Origin of the sequence: Gardnerella sp. DNF01198P, assembly GCF_049244165.1 — a bacterium.
In the GTDB taxonomy this organism is placed as follows: domain Bacteria; phylum Actinomycetota; class Actinomycetes; order Actinomycetales; family Bifidobacteriaceae; genus Bifidobacterium; species Bifidobacterium swidsinskii.
The window spans coordinates 960489-983114 of sequence record NZ_CP058382.1 but is presented as its reverse complement, the minus strand read 5'-3'; the positions used below and the strand labels follow the sequence as shown (position 1 = coordinate 983114).

Below are 22626 nucleotides of genomic sequence, written 5' to 3'. Positions count from 1 at the left end.
TTAAAACAATGTCATCCAACTTCTAAACGCGAACCATAAGTTTGGATTAAAACGAAGCGTGCTGTCTTCACGTCCTGTAACAAACCAACTGAGTACAGCAATAGCAATAGAAGCAAATAGCAATACTGCTACAAGTAAGCGTATTGTGTAAGCAATAGTTTTTTTATGTAAAGAATTTTCTGATTGCAAGGTGGACGCATACTCTAAAAGCAAGCTAATTCCAATTGCGGCAGCTATGGCAAAAGCCCATGCAAAATCAGCAATATATCTCCATCCGATACCAGCTTTTAAACTGTCAAAAACAATAAGAACAAGCCCAACTATTATAGCTATTACGCTTGTGCGCCAAGCAATATGCGTACGGCAGTGTTTTTTCATAATAAATACGCATACTATACCAACCAATGCTAATGGTGAAAGTGTAAGCATTCCGCCAATCATAGGCTCTGCATATTGCCAACGGTCAAATGCGATAGGCTGAATACCAATCCAAGGAAAAGTTGGAATAAAACGCAAAGGTAGCGCAATATAGCTAAAAATAGACGGCAAAATATTTTGTGACGGCAAGCGCATAGTCGTCATGTCAGTAATAGTTATTTGATACTCATTGCCAAAATTTAACGGTGAGCCAAAGCGCAAAAGATTATAAATACCAAATGGAATTGCAGTAATTATGCATGGTAGTATCCAAGCTGCAAAATATTTAAAAGGCTTATACCATGAAGAAACTTGTTTCCAGTTGCGCAAAATATTTGGTAAATCTTTTTCTATGTGTGAATAAATTGCAGGAAGTGCAAAAAGAACAGCTATAGAAAAAGTAGGTCTGCATCCTAAATTTAATGCAATAAAGAAAGAACCTAAAACAATATTTAGCAAAGAGTGTGTTCTATTAAAACCTAGGTAGCACCACAATCCAAGAGATGTGAAGAAAAGTGAGGCTGCCATAGGTACGGAATAAAATGACGTTCTAAACCACAAATACACTGTATTTGAAGTAATGAAGAATAAAGTAAGAACAATAGATGTCGTTCCTAAAGATACTTTTTTTGAAGTCTGCTCAATAATTCGAATAACCAATAGGGAGCCTGCGATAAGAAAACCAATTAAGAATATTATCGTAGCTACTGTTGTTGGAAGCATAGAGCCTTCAGGAGTCCATAGTCTTGAAATAATGCGATAAGGCAAAAATAGCAATATTGCTGGAAGAACTCCAAAGTAGGAGTACCAGTGACCTTTGTAGTATGCGTAATCCCAATACATATGCTGTACTGAGTGGTTTAACAAATTATTTCTAGCCGTAGGGTCGTAAGGATTTTGCAAGTGTTCTAACTCATTAGGAACAGGAAGATTTAAATGCACTTGACCTTTTAACAATGCGTCTGCAGTGTGGGCATATTGATCAAAATCATATGCATAATTACCGTTTGTGTAAAAATGCATAGGAGTTGCGTTTCGTAAATTCCAAAAAATAGTTATTAAACCAACAGCAATAAATGGAAGAAGAGAAGCAGCAAAGCAGCAACGTTGAATAAGACTATGAGTGTTGAGTTTAATTTTCCAAAGCTTGGACCAAGGATTCCAAAGCGTAACAAGAAATGCAAAAATAGCAAGTATTAATACGCGACCCCATGACCACCTAAAAGGCACTCGAACGTTTGCTCTTGAGTCTTCAATATTTAATATTGATCCTATTGGATGTTGCAGCCATACTCTTACAATGCAAGATTTTCCTACTGCTTGTTTTGGAAGTTTAAGCAAAGATGGGTCTAAAGAAGCAGTGTTTGTGCTTTGAGGTTTGCTTAAGTATTTGTTTGCTTCAACTAAAACATTGATGTTTGAAATAAGATTATTATTTTTGCTTTTCTTTTTAATAATTGCAGGCTCTAAGCGAATATAAGGCGAACTTCCGTCGGATGTTACTTCTAAATATGCTTCTGAAGGATCCGTTATAAGAATGCCGCCAGAATCTAAGCGTCTAATTCCAGAACCTATATCGTTGTGCGCAGAAATGCTATCTGTGCTTCCTGTAACACTGCTCCAAAATGGCAGATTTCCAATAGAACATTCAAATAAGGTTATAAGAATTATTACGATGAATGGTATTCGCAAAAAATGTAGCGCACGTTTTATGCAATGATTGTCAATTTGATTGCTTATACGGCTGTTGGCACTATTCGTCGTATTTGGCAAAGTCTTAGACGCGTATGTTGAAATCACTGCTTAACCATTCTATTGTACAATTCAAGTAATTCAGTTCAACATTTTACTCTTCGGCAACTAAATCGAGATATTCGTCATTCCACAAGTCTTCGTCGCCATCAGGCATGAGTAGCACTCGCTCAGGTTGTAAGGCTTGAACTGCACCTTCATCGTGTGTAACAAGAACGATTGCTCCCTCATATTTTGCAATAGCTTTAAGTATTTCATCTCGAGATGCTGGGTCCAAGTTGTTAGTAGGTTCGTCCAGCAGTAGCACATTGGCTTTGGAAGTTACTAGTGTTGCAAGTGCCAGACGTGTTTTTTCGCCACCTGAAAGCACTCTGGCAGGCTTCATTGCGTCGTCGCCAGAAAACAGGAAGCTGCCAAGCATAGAACGTGCTTGTGTGTCATCCAGGTTTGGTGCAACATGCTGAAGGTTTTCCAAAACTGTAGAATCCAAGTCTAATGTATCGTGTTCCTGTGCAAAATAACCGATTTTGCATCCGTGTCCGTATTGAACTTCACCAGTATCTGCTGTTTCTTCTCCTGCCAAAATTCGTAATGTTGTTGTTTTTCCAGCACCGTTATAGCCTAGAATGACAACACGTGAACCTTTGTCTATAGCAAGATTAATTCCAGCGAAAACAATATTAGAACCATACGCTTTGGAAATATCTTTTGCCATAATTGGAGTTTTTCCGCATGCAGCTGGTTCTGGAAAACGAATATCTGCAACTTTTTCTTGTTTTTGAGCTTCACTTGTTTCGCTTAATAAGCGTTCAGCTCTTCGCATCATGTTTTGAGCAGCAACTGCTTTTGTAGCTTTTGCGTGCAAGCGAATGCCTTGTTTCATAAGGCGTTCAGCTTTCTTTTCTGCAACTTCTCGTTCGCGACGACGTCTTTCTTCGTCCACTACGCGCTGATGCAAGTATGCTTTCCAGCCCATTGAGTACATGTCTATTTTTGCAAGTTGAGCATCTAAATGCCATACTTTGTTTACTACTTCGTCTAGTAATTCTGTGGAGTGAGAAATTACTAGGAAACCACCTTCAAATCGTTTAAGATAATTGCGAAGCCATATTATTGAGTCTGCGTCTAAGTGGTTTGTAGGCTCATCGAGAATTAATGTGTCTGCGTCAGAAAACAGAATTCTAGCAAGTTCTATGCGGCGACGTTGACCACCTGAAAGTGTGCCTAAAGCTTGTTGCATAACTTCTTGTGGAAGTCCCAAGCTTGTTGCCATCGATATTGCTTCAGATTGCACTGAATAACCGCCTGCTTTTTCAAAATCTTGCATTGCTTTGTCGTAGCGGTTCATAGCTTTAGTCATTATGTCTGGATCTGGATCTGTCATTTCTTTTTCCGCTTTGCGAATACGCGAAACGATAGAAGCAATATCTCGAGCACTCATAATGCGATCTATAACGCTTTGTTCTGGGTCTGCTGCGTGTGTGTCTTGAGGTAAGTAGCCTAAACCTCCACTAACTCTAACCGAGCCTCCTGCTGGCAGCATGTCTCCTGTAATAACGCGAGTAAGCGTAGTTTTGCCTGCGCCGTTTCTGCCGACTAAACCGATCTTATCTCCCTTTGTGACGTGAAAATCGGTAGGATTTAACAGCGTTCGCGCACCAATCTGAATGGTTAAAGCTTGTGCGTCAATAGGCATAATGTCTGTTCCGTTCCCCAAAATTAGGCTGCTATTATTTATTACTTATAAAAGTCATAAGCAAACTCACTATTATACTGCTTACTGGTAACGAATACAGCAAGTGGTTGATAGTCAAATACTTTACTTTTTCGAACACTTGTTCTATAATTTTCTTGTCAGTGATAAAATTGGGTATTGGTTGGGAATATTCAAGTGATTATGGGGAAGTGTGGAGGTAATTGTGTCAGAACAGGCGAATGAACAAAACGACTCGTTACAAGAATTGCTTGATAATGCTCCTATGTGCGCTAACAACGGTACTTTTATAGCTGATTTATCTAATATTCCTTCTGAATGGAAAATAACTATCCAGGGTGCTAGAGAGCACAATCTAAAAAATGTAAGTTTGTCGATTCCTAGGAATCGTATGGTTGTTTTTACTGGTCTTTCTGGATCTGGTAAGTCCTCGCTTGCGTTTGATACGCTTTTTGCAGAAGGTCAGCGACGCTATGTTGAGTCGCTTAGTGCTTATGCTCGCCAATTTTTAGGGCGTATGGATAAGCCTGATGTTGATTTTATTGAGGGTCTAAGTCCTGCTGTTTCTATTGATCAAAAAACTACGAATCGCAATCCTCGTTCTACTGTTGGAACTATTACAGAAATATATGATTATTTGCGATTATTGTTTGCAAGGATTGGTGTGCCTCACTGTCCTGAATGTGGTCAAATAGTAAGTTCTCAAACTCCTCAGCAAATGACAGATTCATTGCTTGCTATGCCAGAACGTACGAGATTGCAAATTCTTGCTCCAGTAGTTCGTGGTCGTAAGGGAGAATTTAAAGACACGCTTGAGCTTTTACGCTCAGATGGTTATGCTCGTGCGATTATTGACGGGCAAATGCATGAGCTTTCTGAAGATATTACTCTTACTAAACAGAAGAAACATACAATTGAAGTAGTAGTAGACCGTTTAGTTATTAAAGATGGCATTCGTGTTCGATTAACTGATTCGATTGAAACAGCATTAAAACTATCTAAAGGAGTAGTAATTGCTGATTTTGTTGACGAACCAGAAGACTCGCAAACGCGTCGTAAATCATTTTCGGAACATCGTGCATGTCCAAATAATCATCAATTAGAGCTTGATGAGATCGAGCCTAGAACATTTTCATTCAATGCTCCTTATGGTGCTTGCTCTGAATGTTCTGGCATTGGATACAATCTCGAAATTGATCCTGAACTTGTTATCCCGGATCCAGACAAATCTCTTGCGCAAGGAGCTATTGAGCCGTGGGCAATGAATAAGTCAGCTGGAATGTATTATCAGCACATACTTTCAGGACTTGCTAAAGATTTGCATTTTGATATGAATACTCCGTGGAAGGATCTAGCGGAAGACGTTAAACATGACATCATGTATGGTCATGATTTCACGGTTCAAGTTTCCTACACAAATAGGTGGGGGCGTCAGCGTGAATATTCTACTGGCTTTGAAGGTGTAGTTCGTACGCTTATGCGCAAACATGACGAAACTGATTCTGATCAAATGCGTCAATATTATGAGTCGTATATGCGTGAAGTTCCATGCCAAAAATGTAATGGAAAGCGTTTACGCCCAGAAGTTCTTGCGGTTACAGTATCTAATACTTCCATAGCTGAAGTTTGCGATATGCCAGTAGAGCGAAGTCTAGCATGGGTAAATGCTTTGCATTTGGATGGTTCTCAAGCAGTAATTGCAACAGAAATATTAAAAGAGATTCGTGCTCGACTTGGTTTTTTGAACGATGTGGGTTTAAGCTATCTTACTCTTTCAAGAGCTGCAAAAACTTTGTCTGGTGGAGAGGCTCAACGTATTCGTTTAGCTACTCAAATTGGATCAGGTTTAGTTGGTGTTATGTACGTGCTTGATGAGCCGTCTATTGGATTGCATCAAAGAGATAATGAGCGTTTGATTGCAACATTGCATCATCTGCGAAATCTTGGTAATACGCTTATTGTTGTTGAGCATGATGAAGATACTATTCGTCAGTCTGATTGGCTTGTTGATATTGGTCCAGAAGCTGGTGAGCATGGAGGAGAAGTAGTATATTCAGGTCCGTCTGATGGAATTATTAAAGCTCAGCGTTCAATTACTGGAGATTATATTGCTCACAGACGCTCAATAGATGTGCCAGAACAACGTCGTAGTGTAGACGAAAATCGTATGCTTCATATAATTAATGCCCATGAGCATAATTTAAAAAATATTGATATAAGCATACCTTTGGGAGTATTCACATGCATAACGGGTGTATCTGGATCTGGTAAATCAACACTTATAAACTCAATTTTGTATCCAGTTCTTGCAGACAAACTAAATGGTGCTCGAATTGTGCCAGGAAAACACAAACGTATTGATGGTATTGAGCTTTGTGACAAAGTAGTGCATGTCGATCAGAATCCTATAGGAAGAACTCCTCGTTCTAATCCAGCAACTTACACTGGTGTTTGGGATAAAATACGTTCATTGTTTGCTCAGACTCCAGAAGCAAAAGTTCGTGGTTATGGTTCTGGTCGCTTCTCGTTTAATGTTAAAGGAGGCAGATGCGAAGCATGCCATGGCGACGGTACTTTAAAAATAGAAATGAACTTTTTGCCTGACGTATACGTAGAGTGCGAAGTTTGTCATGGTAAACGTTATAACCGTGAAACTTTGGAAGTTACATATAATGGAAAGTCTGTTGCAGATGTTCTTAATATGCCTATTTGTGAAGCTGCAATATTTTTCAAAGCATATCCTTCTATTTCTCGGTATTTAGATACTTTAGTAAAAGTTGGCTTGGGCTATATTCGTCTTGGTCAAAGCGCAACAACGCTTTCTGGCGGTGAGTCTCAACGAGTAAAGCTTGCTACAGAGCTGCAGAGAAGATCTACTGGTAAAACAGTTTATATTCTTGATGAACCTACTACTGGACTGCATTTTGAAGATGTTAGGAAACTTCTAGCGGTTTTGCAATCTCTTGTAGATAAAGGCAACAGTGTTATTGTAATTGAACATAATCTTGATGTTGTCAAATCTGCAGATTGGATTATTGATTTAGGTCCAGAAGGAGGAGATAAAGGCGGAACCTTAGTTGCAGAAGGTAGTCCTGAGAGCGTAGCGCGTAATGGCGAGAGTTGGACAGGTAAATTCCTTAAGCAAATGTTACATTAAGCGTTCAAAAAAGTTACCGATTTGTAATTTGCGAACTTAGAAATTTATTCGACAAATCTTATGAATAGTTGCATAAATCTTGTTTAGGAAAGGAGGTGAAAATGAAAGATAATGATCTTAATAAAAATTCTTATAAACCATATGATTTGCAAGAAGAAAATAGGATGAGAGATAGTGAAAAATGGCGTAAAACGCAAGAAATGATAGATGAACAGTTTTCGAAAGATTCATCATTTGATAATGAAAGAGTAAATGCATTAGGAGCTCCATTGCTTGGTGATACTCGTGATTTATTCCGTCCAGCTTCTCGTGATATTCCAGCGCAACCTGGAGTATACAAGTGGCGTGATGGCGAGGGGCGAGTTATTTACGTTGGAAAAGCAAAAAATTTACGCAATCGTTTAGCGAATTATTTTCAACCTCTTTACCAACTTCATCCCAGAACTCAATCTATGGTTCTTACAGCTCGCAGTTTGGAATGGACTGTTGTAAGCACTGAATTTGAGGCTCTTACACTTGAATATACTTGGATTAAAGCTTTTAATCCTAGGTTTAATGTAGTTTTTCGTGACGATAAAACATATCCTTATGTTGCAGTTTCGCTAGAAGAAACTTTTCCAAGAGTATGGATTACTAGAAATCGTAGTGCGCGGCATGCTAGATATTTTGGTCCGTATGCAAAAGTGTGGCCTCTTCGTCATAGTTTAGATTCTTTACTTAAAACTTTTCCTATTCGCACATGCTCATCCTCTGTTTTTAACAAAGCTCATAGGACTGGTAGGCCTTGCTTATTTGCTTCGATTGGTAAATGTTCAGCTCCTTGTATAGGAAACATAGATCCTAGCGAACATCGCAAGATGGTAGAACATGTAGTTGGCATACTTACAGGCAGTGTTGGAGAGTCTTATATTTCACAAATTAAGAACGAGATGAAAGAAGCAAGTGAAGAGCTAGAATTTGAGCGTGCAGCTAAATTGCGTGACGAGATTGCTGTTTTGAACACTATTTTGCAACAAAATGCAGTTGTGTTTGACAATGATGTAGAAGCAGATGTTTTTGGATTCTGCGGAGATGAGCTTGAAGCGTCAATTCATGTATTTTTTGTCAGAGCTGGAATGATTCGTGGAGAGAAAAATTGGTCAGTAGAACGAAATGAGCATATCAGTGACAGTGATCTTATAGCTGATTTATTAACTCGCGTATACGCAGAATATGAGCAAAATTACACACAAAACCATGAAGATACTATTAGCATTAAGAAAGTTCGCGACGCTGTTAGCTCTACGCAACAAGCTACTGCAACTGATGTAATATTGCGAGCACAAGCTACTAAAACTCGTCGTGAACGTCAAGAGAGAACAGGTCGTGAGGATTTACTTGCTCCTATTTCGCCTGTTCCTCGTGAGATTATAGTTCCAATTAAAATTTCTGAAGAACGTAAGCAAGAGCTTGAATTGTGGCTTAGCAATATTCGTGGTTCTCAAGTAAGTATTAGAGTTGCAGAGCGCGGAGAAAAACGTGCTCTTATGGATCGTGCAAACGATAATGCTAGTCAGGAATTGAAACGCATAAAATCTAGCCGTATTAACAGCATAGATATGAGAACAGAAGCTATGAATGAAATAGCAAAAGCGCTTGGAATGAGTAAATCTCCTTTGCGAATTGAATGTTATGATATCTCAAATACAGTTGATGGCAGTTATCAAGTTGCTTCTATGGTTGTTTTTGAAGATGGTGTTGCTCGTCCTAGTGAGTACCGTCATTTTGCGGTTCGAGGTGAACACGGTGATGGTAAAACAGATGATTTAAGTGCTGTTTATGAAACATTATTGCGAAGGTTTAAGCATAAAGATGTTTATGCAGAAGATAAGCTTGATACATTAGATGCATCAGATACATCTGACTCATCTGACATTAATATTTGTGATTCCAACAGTATTTCTAATAAGCATTTTTCAGGTAATTCGTTGACTAGTGCGCGGCATTTTGCTTATAAGCCTCAATTAATTATTGTCGATGGAGGAAAAGAACAAGCAAAAGCTGCTAAAAGAGCTATGGAAGATGCTGGCGTAAGTGATATTACTGTTTGTGGTTTAGCTAAGAAGCTTGAAGAAGTGTGGCTTCCTGACGAAGATTATCCAATCATTTTTAAGAGAAGCTCAGAAGGATTGTATTTATTGCAGCGCGCTAGAGATGAGTCTCATCGTTTTGCTATTTCGTATCATCGTAAATTGCGAAGAAAAGGTTCATTGCATTCTACTTTTGATGCTATTCCTGGAATTGGATCAGTGTATCGTAAACGTTTGCTTGCATTTTTTGGTTCAATAAAATCTTTGAAAAATGCTTCATTAGAAGATTTGCAAAAAGTGCCTGGAATTGGTGAGAATAAAGCAAAAGCTATATACAGTGCTTTGCGTAAAAATAATGATGAATTACTATGAGTCGCAACTCGTCAGCATAGGGCACTAGCCTAAGAAGTATGTCTCAGGAAATTGAAATTGGTTTGGGCAAAAAAGCCCGAGTTGCATATTCGCTTGACGATATTGCTATTGTTCCTTCGCGTCGCTCGCGTGATCCTCAAGCTGTATCTACTGCATGGCAAGTAGATGCTTATACGTTTGATATCCCAATTATTGCTGCTCCGATGGATTCGGTTACTAGCCCGGATACTGCGATTGCAATTGGTCAAATGGGTGGTCTTGGAGTTCTTGATCTAGAAGGTTTATGGACTCGATATGAGAATCCAGAACCTTTGTTAAAAGAAATAGCTGAGTTGCCGTCAAACATTGCAACCCGCCGCATTCAGGAGATTTATACTGAGCCGATCAAACCAGAATTGATTGCAAAGCGTTTGCATACAATCAGAGATGCTGGAGTGACAGTAGCAGGAGCTCTTTCTCCACAACGCACGCAAGAATTATATAACACTGTGCTAGAAGCTGGTGTTGATTTATTCGTGATTCGCGGAACAGCAGTATCTGCGGAACATGTCTCTAAAGATCATGAACCTCTTGATTTAAAGAAGTTTATTTACGATCTCGATGTCCCTGTTATTGTTGGAGGTTGCGCGGATTATACTTCTGCTCTTCATTTGATGAGAACTGGAGCTGCAGGTATTTTAGTCGGATTTGGCGGAGGAGCAGTATCCGCAACCATGAATACTTTAGGTGTGCAAGCACCTATGGCTACTGCTATTGCGGATGTTGCTGAAGCTCGTAGGGATTATATGGATGAATCCGGCGGCCGTTACGTGCAAATTATTGCTGATGGAGGAATGGGTAATTCCGGCAGCTTTATTAAGGCTCTTGCAGTTGGAGCTGACGCAGTTATGCTTGGTACTCCATTAGCTCGCGCAACTGAGGCTCCTGGTCATGGCACTCATTGGGGTGCTGAGGCTCGTCATTCATCACTTCCTCGCGGGATGCGCTCAAATGTTGGCACTGTGGCTCCGTTAGAAAATATTCTTTTTGGCCCAAGTCATGAAGCAGATGGTACTACAAACTTTGTTGGTGCATTGCGCAGAACAATGGCTTCTACAGGTTATGTTGATGTTAAGAGCTTCCAGCGTTGTAGCGTAGTATTTAATCCATTCCATCAAGATATTCGTTAGTATTAAGTATGATGCTTATTGCATAAAATATAGCGGTTCAGTAATTTGTTCTGAACCGCTATATTTGTTTTCAAAATGCATATATCTATATGAACATTCTATTGATTCATGTATAAATATGATTTTTAGCTATTTTTGCTATTCTTTTAAACCGTAATGTGTATAATTCAACACGCATAAAATCGTTTATTTTCAATGAAAACGACGAATATTTTGTAATTTATCCACATTTTTATTAATTACGCAGTTAGAGAAAAATTACGTTGTAAGCTTTTATCTAAACTCGTTTAGTTTGTAGAAATATAAACTTAACAAGTTTTAAATAACAACAGTTTTAAATAATTGTTAAAACAGGAGAGAAACATGAAGATAGATTTTGCTGATGCCTATGGCATGGATGATAACGATTACAGTGATGATGAGCTGAAAGATAAGTCCTCAAAGACTAAGAAAAACAATGACGAGGATCCTCCACATGTTTTCTGTAGACCTCGTATTAGCTTGCCTGTATATGAGGGTGAAGTTAGTGTTGGTTTTTCTCGTGAATGCTTGAAATACCATGTTGGAATGTGTTATTTCGACAGTAGAGATGAGCAGGCTTTTGTTAATTTAGCTTTAAAAACTTGTCAAATTGCTTGTATAGCTGCAGATATTTCGAGAGGTAGGCCTATTTCTCCAGCAATGTCGCAGCTTCTAACAAAAAGTTGTATTACTAAATTAACTAACATGTGGAAACTGATGGATGAGTATTTCACTGATAATAACGATTCGGAAACTCGCTCTGCTGTGCGTAGTTTTCCTGCAGTTCCGAGTTTGTTTAATGGAATGTTAGTCAGCCCGAATCATTTTGAAGGTGTTGTGCGCATTTGTGCAGGACCTGTGAAATACTGGGCGTCGTTATCTTTGGAATTGAAAAATAATCGTTGGATTTGCACGTATGCAGATCTAGGATAAAATCGTCGCTTATAGTAGGTAGCTGAAATAAGACATCTATGATAATGCGTTTGAAGACTTATGTACATATATTCAAAATATGAGCCCCTTATTGCTTGATTTGCTGATTTTTCAACAATTTTTAGCAATAAAGGGGTTCACTTTTGTAAGATTAAACATTCTAACTTGTACGACTTGTAGAATCTAAGTTTTTTTCAGTGTTTGTTTGTAAATGACAATATTAAGTATTATTTTTTGTACTTCATGCAGTCGTGTCGATTCTGTTATCAAGTACAATAAATAATATGCTCCGAGAATTTGCTGTAGAAGCCATTCACCCAACTCAAGACGGTGATACCATTTATTCCTTACTCGCCAATCGTGCTATGCGTAGCCCACAAGACTTGGTTGCTCAATGGCAAGACGATGAAACTCGTCGTTGGCATGATGTTACTTCATCTGAAATGCTCGCGAAAGTTCGTGCAGTAGCTCGAGGCTTAATAGCGCTCGGAGTTCAGCATGGCTCCAAAGTTGTTATTTACTCTGCTACATGCTATGAGTGGGGTGTTGTCGATTTTGCTTGTGCATGTATTGGTGCTGTAAGCATTCCTATTTATGAAACAGATTCAGCATTGCAGGCAGCTGACATTATCGATGAAGTTAAGCCAGTTATTGCTTTTGCTGGAGACGATGCGCATGCTCAATGCTTAGAGCGTGTTCGTCAGGATCATAAACATATAACTTTGAAAACCGTATTTAATTTCAAAGCTGGCGGCTTGGAAGCCGTTGTTGATTTTGGTAAATCTACTACTGATGATGAGCTTAATAAAGCTGTTGATGCTGTTAAGGCAGATGATTTAGCTACTATTGTTTACACTTCTGGTTCGACTGGTAGACCTAAAGGCGCAATGCTTTCAAATCGTAATTTTACGCATATTGTTTTTGCTGGTTATGATGTTCTTAACGATATGCTATGCAAGCCAAATCGTTTGCTTTTATTCCTTCCATTGGCGCATTGTTTTGCTCGGTACATTCAATATGTTGCTATTGGTGCTCACGGTGTTATTGGATATGTGCCTAATGCTAAGCATCTTTTGGCTGATTTGCGTAGTTTTAAGCCTACGTATTTACTCGGCGTGCCTAGAGTTTTTGAAAAAGTTTATAATGCTGCCTCACAAAAAGCTGGTGCTGGTATAAAGGGTCGTATCTTTGCTAAAGCTGTAAAACATTTCATTCAATGGTCTCGCGACAATGTTGAAGGTAAAACTCATTCTCTTGCTGCACGCATGAATCATGCGATGTATATGAAAACAGTTGGCTCGTCTATTCGCTCAGCTTTAGGCCCTAATCTTTCATGGTTGGCCTGCGGTGGAGCTCCAATGGATGCTGATTTGGCTCATTTCTTTAATGGTCTTGATGGCATTACTTTTATTCAAGGCTATGGAATGACTGAAACTGCCGCTCCTTGTGTAGTTAATTTTGAGCATGCAAATCAAGTTGGATCTGTAGGTCGACCTGGTCCTGGTATAGCTATCCGTCTTGCTGACGACGATGAAGTGCTTATTAAAGGTCCTAACGTATTTATGGGATATTTCAATAAGCCTGAGCTCACTGCAGAAGTTATTGATGAAGATGGATGGTTGCATTCAGGCGATCTTGGCTCAATAGATGATGAAGGATTCTTGTCTATTACTGGTCGCAAAAAAGATATTATTATTACTGCCGGTGGCAAGAATATAAGTCCTGCTCCTATGGAAGGTATTATTGCTCAATGCCCATTAGTTTCTCATGCTGTAGTAGTGGGCGATGGTAAGCCATTCGTTTCTGCTTTAATTGAGCTTGATCCAGATATGGTTCGTTCTTGGCTAAAGAATAAGGGTATGGATGTTAACCTTACTATGAGTGAGATTGCTACTAACGAAGCAGTGCGTTCAGTAATTCAGCAATTTATTGACCAAGCTAATAGTACTGTTTCTCGCGCTGAGTCTGTTCGTAAGTTTGTTATTTTGCAAGATGAATTTACTCAAGATGCTGGAACCTTGACTCCAAGTATGAAGATTGTTCGTCCGAAGATTCTTGCTCGCTATGCTGATATTATCGAAACGCAATTGTATGCTCCAAAGCCTAATACTCGTCCTTTGCCAGCAACTGTAAAGATTCTCGATAAAACTACTGAGACTGTTAAGCAAGCACAGGAGACTGTTAAGCAAGCTCAGGAAGCTGTAACTCCTCGAGTACGTCAAGCTATCGATCAAGCTGCGAATCATTTGAAGCGTTTTGGTGAAGAATCTTCATCAGATTCCTCTTCGACATCGCATAGTGATCATAATGAACATGTCGAGTAAAAAGCTTACATATTTGTAGTTGTTTTCGTTATTTCTACTTACATAAAAGAAAGAGTAATCGAGTGTCTATTAGAAAAATTCGTATTGTTCCGGATCCCGTATTGCGAACTCCTTGTGATGAGATTCGTGAAATTACGCCAGCTGTGAAACATTTAGTTGATGATTTATTGGAAACGGTAAATGACCCAGGTAGAGCTGGATTGTCTGCTAATCAGATTGGTGTAAGTTTTAGAGCTTTTTCTTACAATATAAATGGTCGAATCGGCTATATTTTAAATCCCGTAATTGAAGAGCTAAAAGGTGAACAGTACGACGACGAGGGTTGCCTTTCTGTTCCTGGATTATGGTACAAAACTAGGCGTGCAAATTATGCTAGAGCTTGTGGAATTGATTTAGATGGTAAGACTGTAGTGCTTGAAGGTGAAGGTCTTATGGCTAGAATGATTCAGCATGAGTGTGATCATTTAGATGGTCATATTTATTTAGATAGGCTTGAAAAGGACGTGCGCCGTCAAGCGTTGCGTGAGTTGCGCAATAATATGCGTAACTAAGTTTTAGTTTTTATGCTTTATGCGTAAATAATTTTTTAAAAATTATCGGCGTTTTTGTTGCTTTTATCACTACAAGAATGCCGATTTTTAGTATTGAGCATCTGATATAATCGCTCTTTGCGTGTCCATTTTGAGCATGAGTATTGCCGCGTTGTATGATTGCTCGCTTTTTATTGTCTACACGGATTCGCAAATACGCGCCATGTACGCGTCCGTTCGTGTCGGTCGGCTTGGATTTAGACATGTGTTAACCAAGTTGCATGCGAACAGACATGGCCAGGAAATAACCGACAAGAAAGGTATATAGATATGGCACAGATTACCATGAGCGAAATGCTGAAGGCTGGTTTGCACTTCGGTCATCAGACTCGTCGCTGGAACCCAAAGATGAAGCAGTTCATTCTTACCCAGCGCAATGGTATTCATATCATCAATTTGTTCAAGTCTCTCGACATGATCGACAAGGCTTATGACTTCATCAAGCAGACTGTTGCTCACAACGGCACTGTTCTCTTCGTGGGTACTAAGAAGCAGGCTCAGGAAGCTGTACAGAATCAGGCAACTCGCGTAAACATGCCTTATGTTTGCGAGCGTTGGCTTGGCGGTATGTTGACTAATTTCCAGACTGTTTCTACTCGCGTAAAGCGCTTGAAGGAACTTGAGGAAATGGACTTCAGCGATGTTCGTGGATCCGGCTTGACTAAGAAGGAACTTTTGCTTCTCGAGCGCGAGAAGGACAAGCTTTCCAAGCAGCTCGGTGGTATTCGCAACATGAACCGCACTCCATCCGCCATGTTCGTTGTTGATATTAACAAGGAAGCTTTGGCTGTTGAAGAAGCTCATAAGCTTGGTATCCCAGTTGTAGCAATTGTTGATACCAACACTGATCCTGAGGCTGTTGAGTATCCAATTCCTGCCAACGACGATGCTATTCGTGGCATTGAGTTATTGACTAGCTTGATGGCTGATGCTGTAGCTGAAGGTTTGCTTGAGCATGCCGGTAAGGGCGCTAAGTCTGAAGGTAATGATGCTCAGCCAATGGCAGCTTGGGAGAAGGAATTGCTCACCAAGGAAGGCGAAGCTGAAGCTAAGCCTGCCAAGGAAGAAAATACTGAGGCAAACGCCTGATAAGCTAATTTGCAACCAGATTCTTATTTAGAAGCTGCAAAATCCAATTGATTTTGCTTTTTGCAGCTTTTAAGAATCATATTGATACGAGGAGAACAAAATGGCAGCAATTACTGCAGCGTTGATTAAGCAGGTGCGCGAAGAAACTGGCGCCGGCATGATGGACGTTAAAAAGGCTCTTACTGAAGCTGAAGGCGACGTTGCCCGCGCTAAGGAAATCATCCGTGCTAAGGGTATTCAGGCAGCTGGTAAGCGTGAAGGTCGTAAGGCTCAGGAAGGTACCATCGCTTCTAAGGTTGTTAAGTCTGCTGAAGGCGAAACTGGTTACGCAGTTGAGTTGAATTCTGAAACTGACTTTGTGGCAAAGACACCAAAGTTTGTGGAATTCTCAAACACTGTTCTTGACCATGCTGTTGAAGCTAATGCTTCTACTGCTGAAGAAGTACTTGCAGCCCCAGCTGATGGTGCAACTGTTAAGGAATCTGTTGAAGAAGCAGCAGCTTTGTTCGGCGAGCATGTCAAGGTTGGTCAGGTTGCTAAGGTAAGCGGTCCACACGTTGAGATTTACGCTCACAAGAAGTCTGTGGAATTGCCTCCAAGCATCGTTTCCATGATTGCTACTGACGAAGCTGGTGCAAAGGTTGCTCACGAAGCTGCTTTGCAGATTTCCGCTATGGGTGCGCAGTGGCTTCGCCGTGAAGATGTTCCAGAAGAAGTTTTGGAATCTGAGCGTCGCGTTGCAACCGAGAAGTCCTTAGCTGAAGGCAAGCCAGAGAAGATTGTTCCAAAGATTGTTGAAGGACGTATGAACGCCTTCTTCAAGGAAACTGTACTTCTCGAGCAGGCATACGTTAAGGATCCATCCAAGAGCGTTGGTGACTTGTTCAAGGAAGTTGGTGGCACCGCTCTTGCCTTTGCTCGCGTTGAGGTTGGCAAAGGTGCTGCTGAATAAGCACTAATTATATGAGAATTTATTTTTGTTCTTGTATATAGGGTTGCGTGCACAAGTTGTGCGCAACCCATTTTTATATTCATTGTCCAGCTTAACGTGCGTTTTGAGTGTCGTTATTGATAGATAAACTGACAAAGATATACCTCATTCGCCGTTATGACTGGAGGAATCTGTATGGCTATTGCACAAACGGATGAAGGAAAGTCCCGTAGGGTTTTATTAAAGCTTTCTGGAGAAGCATTCGGTGGTGGTGCTGTTGGTATTGATACTCATGTCATTCGTAGGATTGCTGGCGAAATAGTAGCTGCAGTGAATCAAGGCGTTCAGGTTGCTATTGTTGTCGGCGGCGGTAACTTCTTTAGGGGAGCAGAACTGCAGCAAGCAGGTATTGATCGTAGCCGTGGTGATTATATGGGTATGTTGGGCACTGTAATGAACTGCTTGGCTCTTCAGGATTTTCTTGAGCAAGCAGGGCAAGCAACTCGCGTACAAACTGCTATTACAATGGGTCAGGTTGCAGAACCTTATATTCCGTTGAAAGCAATTCGTCACCTTGAAAAGGGTCGTGTGGTTATTTTTGGTGCTGGTGCCGGAATGCCATATTTTTCTACTGATACTGTTTCTATTCAACGTTCATTGGAAATTCATTGCGATGAAGTTCTTATGGGCAAGAATGGTGTGGATGGCGTATATAGTGCTGATCCTCGTAAAGATTCTACTGCTCGTAAGTTCCTAACATTAAACTACAAGCGCGCTATCGTTGATGGTTTAGCTGTTATGGATGCGTCTGCGCTTTCTATGGCTCGCGATAATAATCAAAAAATTCGTGTGTTTGGTCTTGAGGGCGAAGGTAACGTAACTAGTGCTCTTGTTGGAGAATCTATTGGCACATTAGTGTCTAATGCAGAGCCAACATTTGCTTAAATATTATAAAGGAGAACACATGTCAGCAATAATTGATCAAGCCCGTGAACAGATGAATAAGTCTGTTGAAGCTACTAAAGAGAATTTTATGGGTATTCGCACCGGTCGTGCTAATCCTGCTTTGCTAAACGGAATTATGGTTGATTATTATGGTGCTCCAACTCCAATTAAAGCTGTTGCATCTATTGGTGTTCCAGAGCCTAGAACTCTTTCAGTTACGCCTTTTGACGCTTCTCAAGCGAATGCTGTTGAAAAGGCTATTCGCGATTCTGATTTAGGTGTAAGCCCTAATCGTGATGGCAATGTTATTCGTGTTACTATGCCAGAGCTCACGGAAGAGCGTCGCAAGGAATACGTCAAGCTTGCTAAGAATAAAGCAGAAGAAGGCAAAGTTGCAGTTCGCAATATTCGTCGCAAAGCTAAGGAATCTATTGACAAGTCTGTTAAAGATGGTGAACTTGGCGAAGATGAAGGTGATCGTTTACAAAAAGAGCTTGATAAAGTAACTAAGCAAGTTACTGATTCTTTAGACGTTTTGCTTGAAGGTAAGCAAAAAGAAATTATGGAAGTCTGAGATTTTTGTAGTTTCAAACTGAATGGGTGCCGTATGAGTCAAATAAAACAGCATAATTTTGTCAATGAAGTCAGTAAAGCAAATGCTGAAAAAACTGCATCAGAAGTAGGATTGTCTTCTGACAAAGCAGATACTGCTACACATGGCACCCATGAAACTTTAAGTGATATTAATCGTCGCACAGGCAGGAATATGCCTCAGGCAGTTGCTACCGCCGCAATACTAGTTGTTGCAATTGTTTCTTGCTTAATTATTAGCATTGATGTCTTTATCGTGCTTATGGCCATTTTTATGGTTCTGGCATTGTGGGAATTACATGTTGATTTTGCAACTCTCGGTTTGCGTATTCCTTTCGTGACGTTATCAATATGTTCGCTTGTAACTATTTTTGCAACATACTATGCAAAATGGCATGCTGTTGCTATGGCTAGTGGAATTACTGCATCTTTGCTTCTTACAGTAATTTGTGCGACTCTTAGCAGTACTATTTCAGATAGAACGATGCAAGCTGTAGAAAAAAAGCTCGATGGTTCTAACCGCTCATCATACGAACATACTTTATTTACGAATACGTCTGTTTCGCTATTCGTGGTGTTGTACATTCCACTTTTAGCTTCTTGCATCGTATTAGCTCTTACAAATACAAAATACGCAGTTGCTCACGCTATGCTTTTGGTATTTTTACCTGCATTAAGTGACACTGGCGGATTATTTGCTGGTGCATGGTTGGGCAAACATAAGCTTTCTCCGCGAATCTCTCCTAAGAAGTCTGTAGAAGGCTTAATAGGCTCAATGCTTTTTGCAATTATAGGAGCATATGCAATTATTGCAGGTTTTTATGGTTCCTCTTGGTTCAATTTCTGGTGGATGCCATTAGTCATGGGTATTTCTTCTGGAATTATTGGCACATTCGGTGACTTGTGTGCTTCTATGCTTAAAAGAGATATTGGTATTAAAGACATGGGACATTTGCTAAAAGGTCATGGTGGTGTTCTTGACCGAGTAGATTCTATTTTGCTGTGCGGTCCTGTGCTGCTTGTGCTTTTGCAACTTGCTCATTTCTGAATTTATCTGTCGCAATCGTGGGCTTAGACTAATATCGACGCCATGACAGTCTGTTTTATTCCGTCGCCAAGTATTTCGCAATTTTCTCTTGGCTTTGTAAACATAAAGTTTTACGCTCTTAGTATTCTTGCCGGTATTTTGATGGCAATGTGGATTACTACGCGTCGATGGAAGCGTCTTGGAGGAGATTTTAACCAGATACTTGATCTTGTTTTAGTCAGTCTTCCTGCTGGAATAATTGGCGCGCGTTTGTATCACGTTATTACAACTCCAGAAAAGTTTTTTGGCTCTAATGGTGATTTTTTAGAAATTTTTAGAATTTGGAATGGTGGTCTAGGAATTTGGGGCGGTATATTCTTAGGCGCATTGGCTGCTTGTGTATTATGCAAGTATCGTAAATATCCTATTGGATTACTAGCTGATTGTGCAGCTCCTGCTGTGCTTATTGCTCAAGGTATAGGAAGATTGGGGAATTGGTTTAATCAAGAACTTTACGGAGCTCCTACTAACTTGCCGTGGGGTTTGAAGTTAAATTATGATACTACTCAAGCAATAGGTCATAGTGAAAGATGTTATGATGGGTTAACGTGCCCAGAAGGCACATTATTTCATCCAACATTTTTATATGAGATGATTTGGAATTTCATCGGTGCTGCATTGCTTATTTATTTTGGCAAAGTTATAGCTAAGAAGTTAAAAGCCGGTTCCGTATTCGCACTTTATGTTATGTGGTACACAATTGGACGCGTGTGGATTGAGGCATTGCGAATTGATTTTTCACATGTTTTCTTAGGTGTGCGCATTAATGTTTGGGTTTCTATTATCGTATTCATGTGTGCAACTATTGTTTTTGCTTTGCTGCAAAAGAGTACTAGTACTCGTGAGTCTCTTGTTGAACGACTTATAGATATAACTTCAGACGAAAGAGAACGTGAGTCTCAGAACACTTCTAGTAAGTAAGATTCAAGTATTTGAAAAAGCAATTTTAAAAATCTTGTTTTTATAAAACTAGTCGCTTGCATTTTCTAGAATAGTACACATGAATATACAAATAGCACCTAGCATTCTTTCCGCAGATTTTTGCAATCTTGAGCGTGACCTCGATGCAATATCTAATGCGGATCTTGTTCATGTCGATGTAATGGATCATCACTTTGTACCTAACTTGACTTTGGGTGAACCAATTGTTAAGCGAATTTGTGAGGTTACTAAACTTCCAGTTGACGTACATTTGATGATTGAGGATCCAGATCGTTGGGCTCCAGAATATGCTAGACTTGGAGCTGCTTCTGTGAGTTTTCATATGGGTGCTACTCATGCTCCAGTGAGATTAGCTCGTCAGCTTCGCGATATGGGTTGTAAAGCTTGCTTTGCTGTGCGCCCTGCGGAACCAGTTGAACCTATTTTCGATATTCTTGATGAATTCGATATGGTTCTTATTATGACTGTTGAGCCTGGTTTCGGTGGACAGAAGTTCTTAGCTAATCAAATGAATAAGGTTCGCCGTTTACGTGACGAAATTACTCGTCGTGGTCTCAATACTCATATTCAGGTTGATGGAGGAGTTAGCCCTTCAACTGCAGCAATAGTTGCTGAAGCTGGTGCTGATGTGCTTGTTGCAGGTTCTGCAATTTATGGAGCAGAAAGTCCTAAAGAAGCGATTGAAGCTATTCGCAATACTGCAAAAGCTGCTTGGCGTGAATAAATATTAGATGTATGTTGGGGGCATGAAATATGTCCCCAACATATTAAGTATTGCACAACAAGCGAGTTTTTTTTTGATGCGAATATATGCTGATTAATTGTGTGATTTCGTATGAGGAAGATATTATGACTAAGTTCGTTATTAATCAGGAATATAGTCCTGAAGCAATGAATCGAGTTTTGACAATACCTAATCTAATCAGTTTTTTGCGCATATGTTCAATTCCCTATATTGCTTGGCTTATTACACAGCAACAGATGACTTTTGCTCTTATTGTTTTAGCAATATCTGCGTTTTCTGATTGTCTTGATGGTTATATTGCTCGTACTTTGAATCAAGTTAGTAAGTTGGGTCAAATTCTTGATCCTATAGCTGATCGTCTATTAATTTTTTGCAGTACGTTAGCTTTAGCTGTTGCAATGATTATCCCTTGGTGGGCACTTTTATTAGTAGTATTGCGTGATGCTATTATGGCTGTACTTGTAATAGTACTTGCGCAAAGAGATTATGGTCCTTTGCCTGTTAACTTTGTAGGTAAAGCTGGCACAGCACTTCTTATGCTTTCAATTGTTTCTTTAATGATTGTTTATGCTGTACCTACTGAGTCTATGCTCGTACTTTATGCTGCTGCACTTGCATGTGGAGTGTGGGGTATTGCTCTATATTGGTATGCTGGTCTGCTTTACTATATGCAAGCTTATTTGTTACTTGCTAAGTCAACAAAAACTAAATAAGGCGTGTACGCACATATGACTAAGCAAGATGAATTTGTTAGTTTAAAAGATAGTATCAAAGATTTAGATGTAAAACATACGTCTCATAAAAGCACTATGCCAATGTCTTTTGCTGCTCCTGATGGGATGTCGCTGACTAGGCGTAGGGCATTATTTTCGCACTCATTTACTGGTATTTCAACGCATCATGTTGTAATGTCTTCCAGTGGTTTTGCTCACAATCATGATCGTAGACGTTATATTGACGATTATGCTTTGCGTCTTATTGATGATTTAACTAATCGTCCAGTTGATCCAATGTTTATGGATGCAAGATTAAGTAAACAACCTGTTAAACCGTTTAATCTGTGGTTCACTAGAGCTATAGTATTTTTATTGTGTGTTTCTATTGGTACTGTTGGGAGCCAGTTTGTTCGCAAATTGCACACTGATCCTAGAAAAGCAATACGTTCTTCATTAGCTAATGAGTTGTCTGGCTATACGTCTCGTTTCGATAAGCTTGTAGAAGAAGTAACGTCATTGAGAAATAACGTAGATCATGAGTCGCAAAAAATTACTACGCCTGAAGAGGATGAAGTTAGTAAATCAGATGATATGGTTAATGGCACTCATGCTGTAGAAGGTTCTGGGATTACTTTGACTATTGCTAATCCTATTTCTGCTTCGAGCGATGTGAATAGCGGTTCTTTACCTCGCGAAAGTAATGGCGCAAGAATGCGATTAGTTACAGATCGTGATATTCAACAATTTGTGTCATTATTGTGGGAAGCAGGTGCTGAAGCTATTTCTGTTAACGGGCATAGACTTGGAGCGCAAACTTCTATTCGTGTTGCTGGTCAAACTATTCTTATTGGAGTTAATCAAACTCAAAGTCCATATGTTATTGAAGTTATTGGCGATTCTGATGATTTAATTAAACAATGTAATGATATGAAACGCATGAAATGGTACGCATCTTTAGTTAATGCAGGCATTAATCCACAGGTTTCACCTTCGAGAGTTATACGACTCAGTGCAGCAAACACAGGCGATATTAGTTTTGCCAATGAGAGAATTAGGAGATAA

General features: G+C 39.7%; 17 protein-coding genes. 15 read left to right on the top strand and 2 right to left on the bottom strand.

The window, feature by feature from the left end; translation table 11 throughout:
• Together HXT44_RS04285 and HXT44_RS04280 are read right to left on the bottom strand one after the other, a co-directional pair.
• Positions 1 to 2217, bottom strand: a complete 2217-nt coding sequence (locus HXT44_RS04285; protein WP_421782569.1) for a beta-carotene 15,15'-monooxygenase — start codon at positions 2215 to 2217, stop codon at positions 1 to 3.
• A 46-nt stretch (positions 2218 to 2263) separates the two neighbouring features.
• Positions 2264 to 3865, bottom strand: coding sequence for an ABC-F family ATP-binding cassette domain-containing protein (locus tag HXT44_RS04280; RefSeq protein ID WP_012914200.1), 1602 nt, complete (start codon positions 3863 to 3865; stop codon positions 2264 to 2266).
• Positions 3866 to 4148: 283 nt separating this feature from the next.
• Here HXT44_RS04280 and uvrA point away from each other — a divergent pair, with 283 nt between their 5' ends.
• The 15 genes from uvrA (at position 4149) to HXT44_RS04205 (ending at position 22626) form a co-directional block, all read left to right on the top strand.
• Positions 4149 to 7040, top strand: a complete 2892-nt coding sequence (gene uvrA, locus HXT44_RS04275; protein ID WP_415707588.1) for an excinuclease ABC subunit UvrA — start codon at positions 4149 to 4151, stop codon at positions 7038 to 7040.
• Between the two features lie 101 nt (positions 7041 to 7141).
• A complete protein-coding gene (gene uvrC, locus HXT44_RS04270; RefSeq protein WP_421782567.1) occupies positions 7142 to 9481 on the top strand; it encodes an excinuclease ABC subunit UvrC in 2340 nt (779 codons plus the stop codon).
• A 38-nt stretch (positions 9482 to 9519) separates the two neighbouring features.
• Entirely contained in the window at positions 9520 to 10650 is a 1131-nt protein-coding gene (locus HXT44_RS04265; RefSeq protein WP_064622111.1) for a GuaB3 family IMP dehydrogenase-related protein, read from the top strand.
• Positions 10651 to 11013: 363 nt separating this feature from the next.
• Positions 11014 to 11604, top strand: a complete 591-nt coding sequence (locus HXT44_RS04260; protein WP_004108888.1) for a hypothetical protein — start codon at positions 11014 to 11016, stop codon at positions 11602 to 11604.
• A gap of 284 nt (positions 11605 to 11888) precedes the next feature.
• Entirely contained in the window at positions 11889 to 13928 is a 2040-nt protein-coding gene (locus tag HXT44_RS04255; RefSeq protein ID WP_076002885.1) for an AMP-dependent synthetase/ligase, read from the top strand.
• 62 nt (positions 13929 to 13990) lie between these two features.
• A complete protein-coding gene (locus HXT44_RS04250) occupies positions 13991 to 14479 on the top strand; it encodes a peptide deformylase (protein WP_004108893.1) in 489 nt (162 codons plus the stop codon).
• A 309-nt stretch (positions 14480 to 14788) separates the two neighbouring features.
• Positions 14789 to 15607: a 30S ribosomal protein S2 gene (gene rpsB / locus HXT44_RS04245; protein ID WP_032842488.1), complete on the top strand. Its 819-nt coding sequence runs from the start codon at positions 14789 to 14791 to the stop codon at positions 15605 to 15607.
• 100 nt (positions 15608 to 15707) lie between these two features.
• Positions 15708 to 16559 carry a translation elongation factor Ts gene (gene tsf / locus HXT44_RS04240; protein ID WP_004106601.1) on the top strand — a complete coding sequence of 284 codons (852 nt, stop codon included), beginning with the start codon at positions 15708 to 15710 and terminating at the stop codon, positions 16557 to 16559.
• A gap of 174 nt (positions 16560 to 16733) precedes the next feature.
• Positions 16734 to 17483: a UMP kinase gene (gene pyrH / locus HXT44_RS04235; RefSeq protein WP_004108906.1), complete on the top strand. Its 750-nt coding sequence runs from the start codon at positions 16734 to 16736 to the stop codon at positions 17481 to 17483.
• Positions 17484 to 17502: 19 nt separating this feature from the next.
• Positions 17503 to 18057, top strand: coding sequence for a ribosome recycling factor (gene frr / locus HXT44_RS04230; RefSeq protein ID WP_004106603.1), 555 nt, complete (start codon positions 17503 to 17505; stop codon positions 18055 to 18057).
• A gap of 33 nt (positions 18058 to 18090) precedes the next feature.
• Positions 18091 to 19122: a phosphatidate cytidylyltransferase gene (locus HXT44_RS04225; RefSeq protein ID WP_004108908.1), complete on the top strand. Its 1032-nt coding sequence runs from the start codon at positions 18091 to 18093 to the stop codon at positions 19120 to 19122.
• A gap of 42 nt (positions 19123 to 19164) precedes the next feature.
• Positions 19165 to 20082 carry a prolipoprotein diacylglyceryl transferase gene (gene lgt / locus HXT44_RS04220; RefSeq protein ID WP_004108913.1) on the top strand — a complete coding sequence of 306 codons (918 nt, stop codon included), beginning with the start codon at positions 19165 to 19167 and terminating at the stop codon, positions 20080 to 20082.
• A gap of 79 nt (positions 20083 to 20161) precedes the next feature.
• Complete coding sequence (rpe, locus tag HXT44_RS04215) at positions 20162 to 20827, top strand: ribulose-phosphate 3-epimerase (protein ID WP_415693735.1); 666 nt, start codon at positions 20162 to 20164, stop codon at positions 20825 to 20827.
• Between the two features lie 125 nt (positions 20828 to 20952).
• The gene (locus tag HXT44_RS04210) at positions 20953 to 21561 is read left to right on the top strand and encodes a CDP-alcohol phosphatidyltransferase family protein (RefSeq protein WP_064621630.1); all 609 of its coding nucleotides are present in this window, start codon (positions 20953 to 20955) and stop codon (positions 21559 to 21561) included.
• Positions 21562 to 21576: 15 nt separating this feature from the next.
• Positions 21577 to 22626 (top strand): DUF881 domain-containing protein, encoded by a 1050-nt coding sequence (locus HXT44_RS04205; RefSeq protein WP_081378935.1) that lies wholly within the window; start codon positions 21577 to 21579, stop codon positions 22624 to 22626.

What these genes read in the sequence shown, in the direction of transcription:
- frr (WP_004106603.1), top strand. Translation starts at nt 17,503, where the DNA reads ATGTCAGCAATAATTGATCAAGCCCGTGAACAGATGAATAAGTCTGTT.
- pyrH (WP_004108906.1), top strand. Translation starts at nt 16,734, where the DNA reads ATGGCTATTGCACAAACGGATGAAGGAAAGTCCCGTAGGGTTTTATTA.
- tsf (WP_004106601.1), top strand. Translation starts at nt 15,708, where the DNA reads ATGGCAGCAATTACTGCAGCGTTGATTAAGCAGGTGCGCGAAGAAACT.
- rpe (WP_415693735.1), top strand. Translation starts at nt 20,162, where the DNA reads ATGAATATACAAATAGCACCTAGCATTCTTTCCGCAGATTTTTGCAAT.
- uvrA (WP_415707588.1), top strand. Translation starts at nt 4,149, where the DNA reads ATGTGCGCTAACAACGGTACTTTTATAGCTGATTTATCTAATATTCCT.
- uvrC (WP_421782567.1), top strand. Translation starts at nt 7,142, where the DNA reads ATGAAAGATAATGATCTTAATAAAAATTCTTATAAACCATATGATTTG.
- HXT44_RS04265 (WP_064622111.1), top strand. Translation starts at nt 9,520, where the DNA reads ATGTCTCAGGAAATTGAAATTGGTTTGGGCAAAAAAGCCCGAGTTGCA.
- lgt (WP_004108913.1), top strand. Translation starts at nt 19,165, where the DNA reads ATGACAGTCTGTTTTATTCCGTCGCCAAGTATTTCGCAATTTTCTCTT.
- HXT44_RS04280 (WP_012914200.1), bottom strand. Translation starts at nt 3,865, where the DNA reads ATGCCTATTGACGCACAAGCTTTAACCATTCAGATTGGTGCGCGAACG.
- rpsB (WP_032842488.1), top strand. Translation starts at nt 14,789, where the DNA reads ATGGCACAGATTACCATGAGCGAAATGCTGAAGGCTGGTTTGCACTTC.
- HXT44_RS04210 (WP_064621630.1), top strand. Translation starts at nt 20,953, where the DNA reads ATGACTAAGTTCGTTATTAATCAGGAATATAGTCCTGAAGCAATGAAT.
- HXT44_RS04260 (WP_004108888.1), top strand. Translation starts at nt 11,014, where the DNA reads ATGAAGATAGATTTTGCTGATGCCTATGGCATGGATGATAACGATTAC.
- HXT44_RS04205 (WP_081378935.1), top strand. Translation starts at nt 21,577, where the DNA reads ATGACTAAGCAAGATGAATTTGTTAGTTTAAAAGATAGTATCAAAGAT.
- HXT44_RS04225 (WP_004108908.1), top strand. Translation starts at nt 18,091, where the DNA reads ATGAGTCAAATAAAACAGCATAATTTTGTCAATGAAGTCAGTAAAGCA.
- HXT44_RS04255 (WP_076002885.1), top strand. Translation starts at nt 11,889, where the DNA reads ATGCTCCGAGAATTTGCTGTAGAAGCCATTCACCCAACTCAAGACGGT.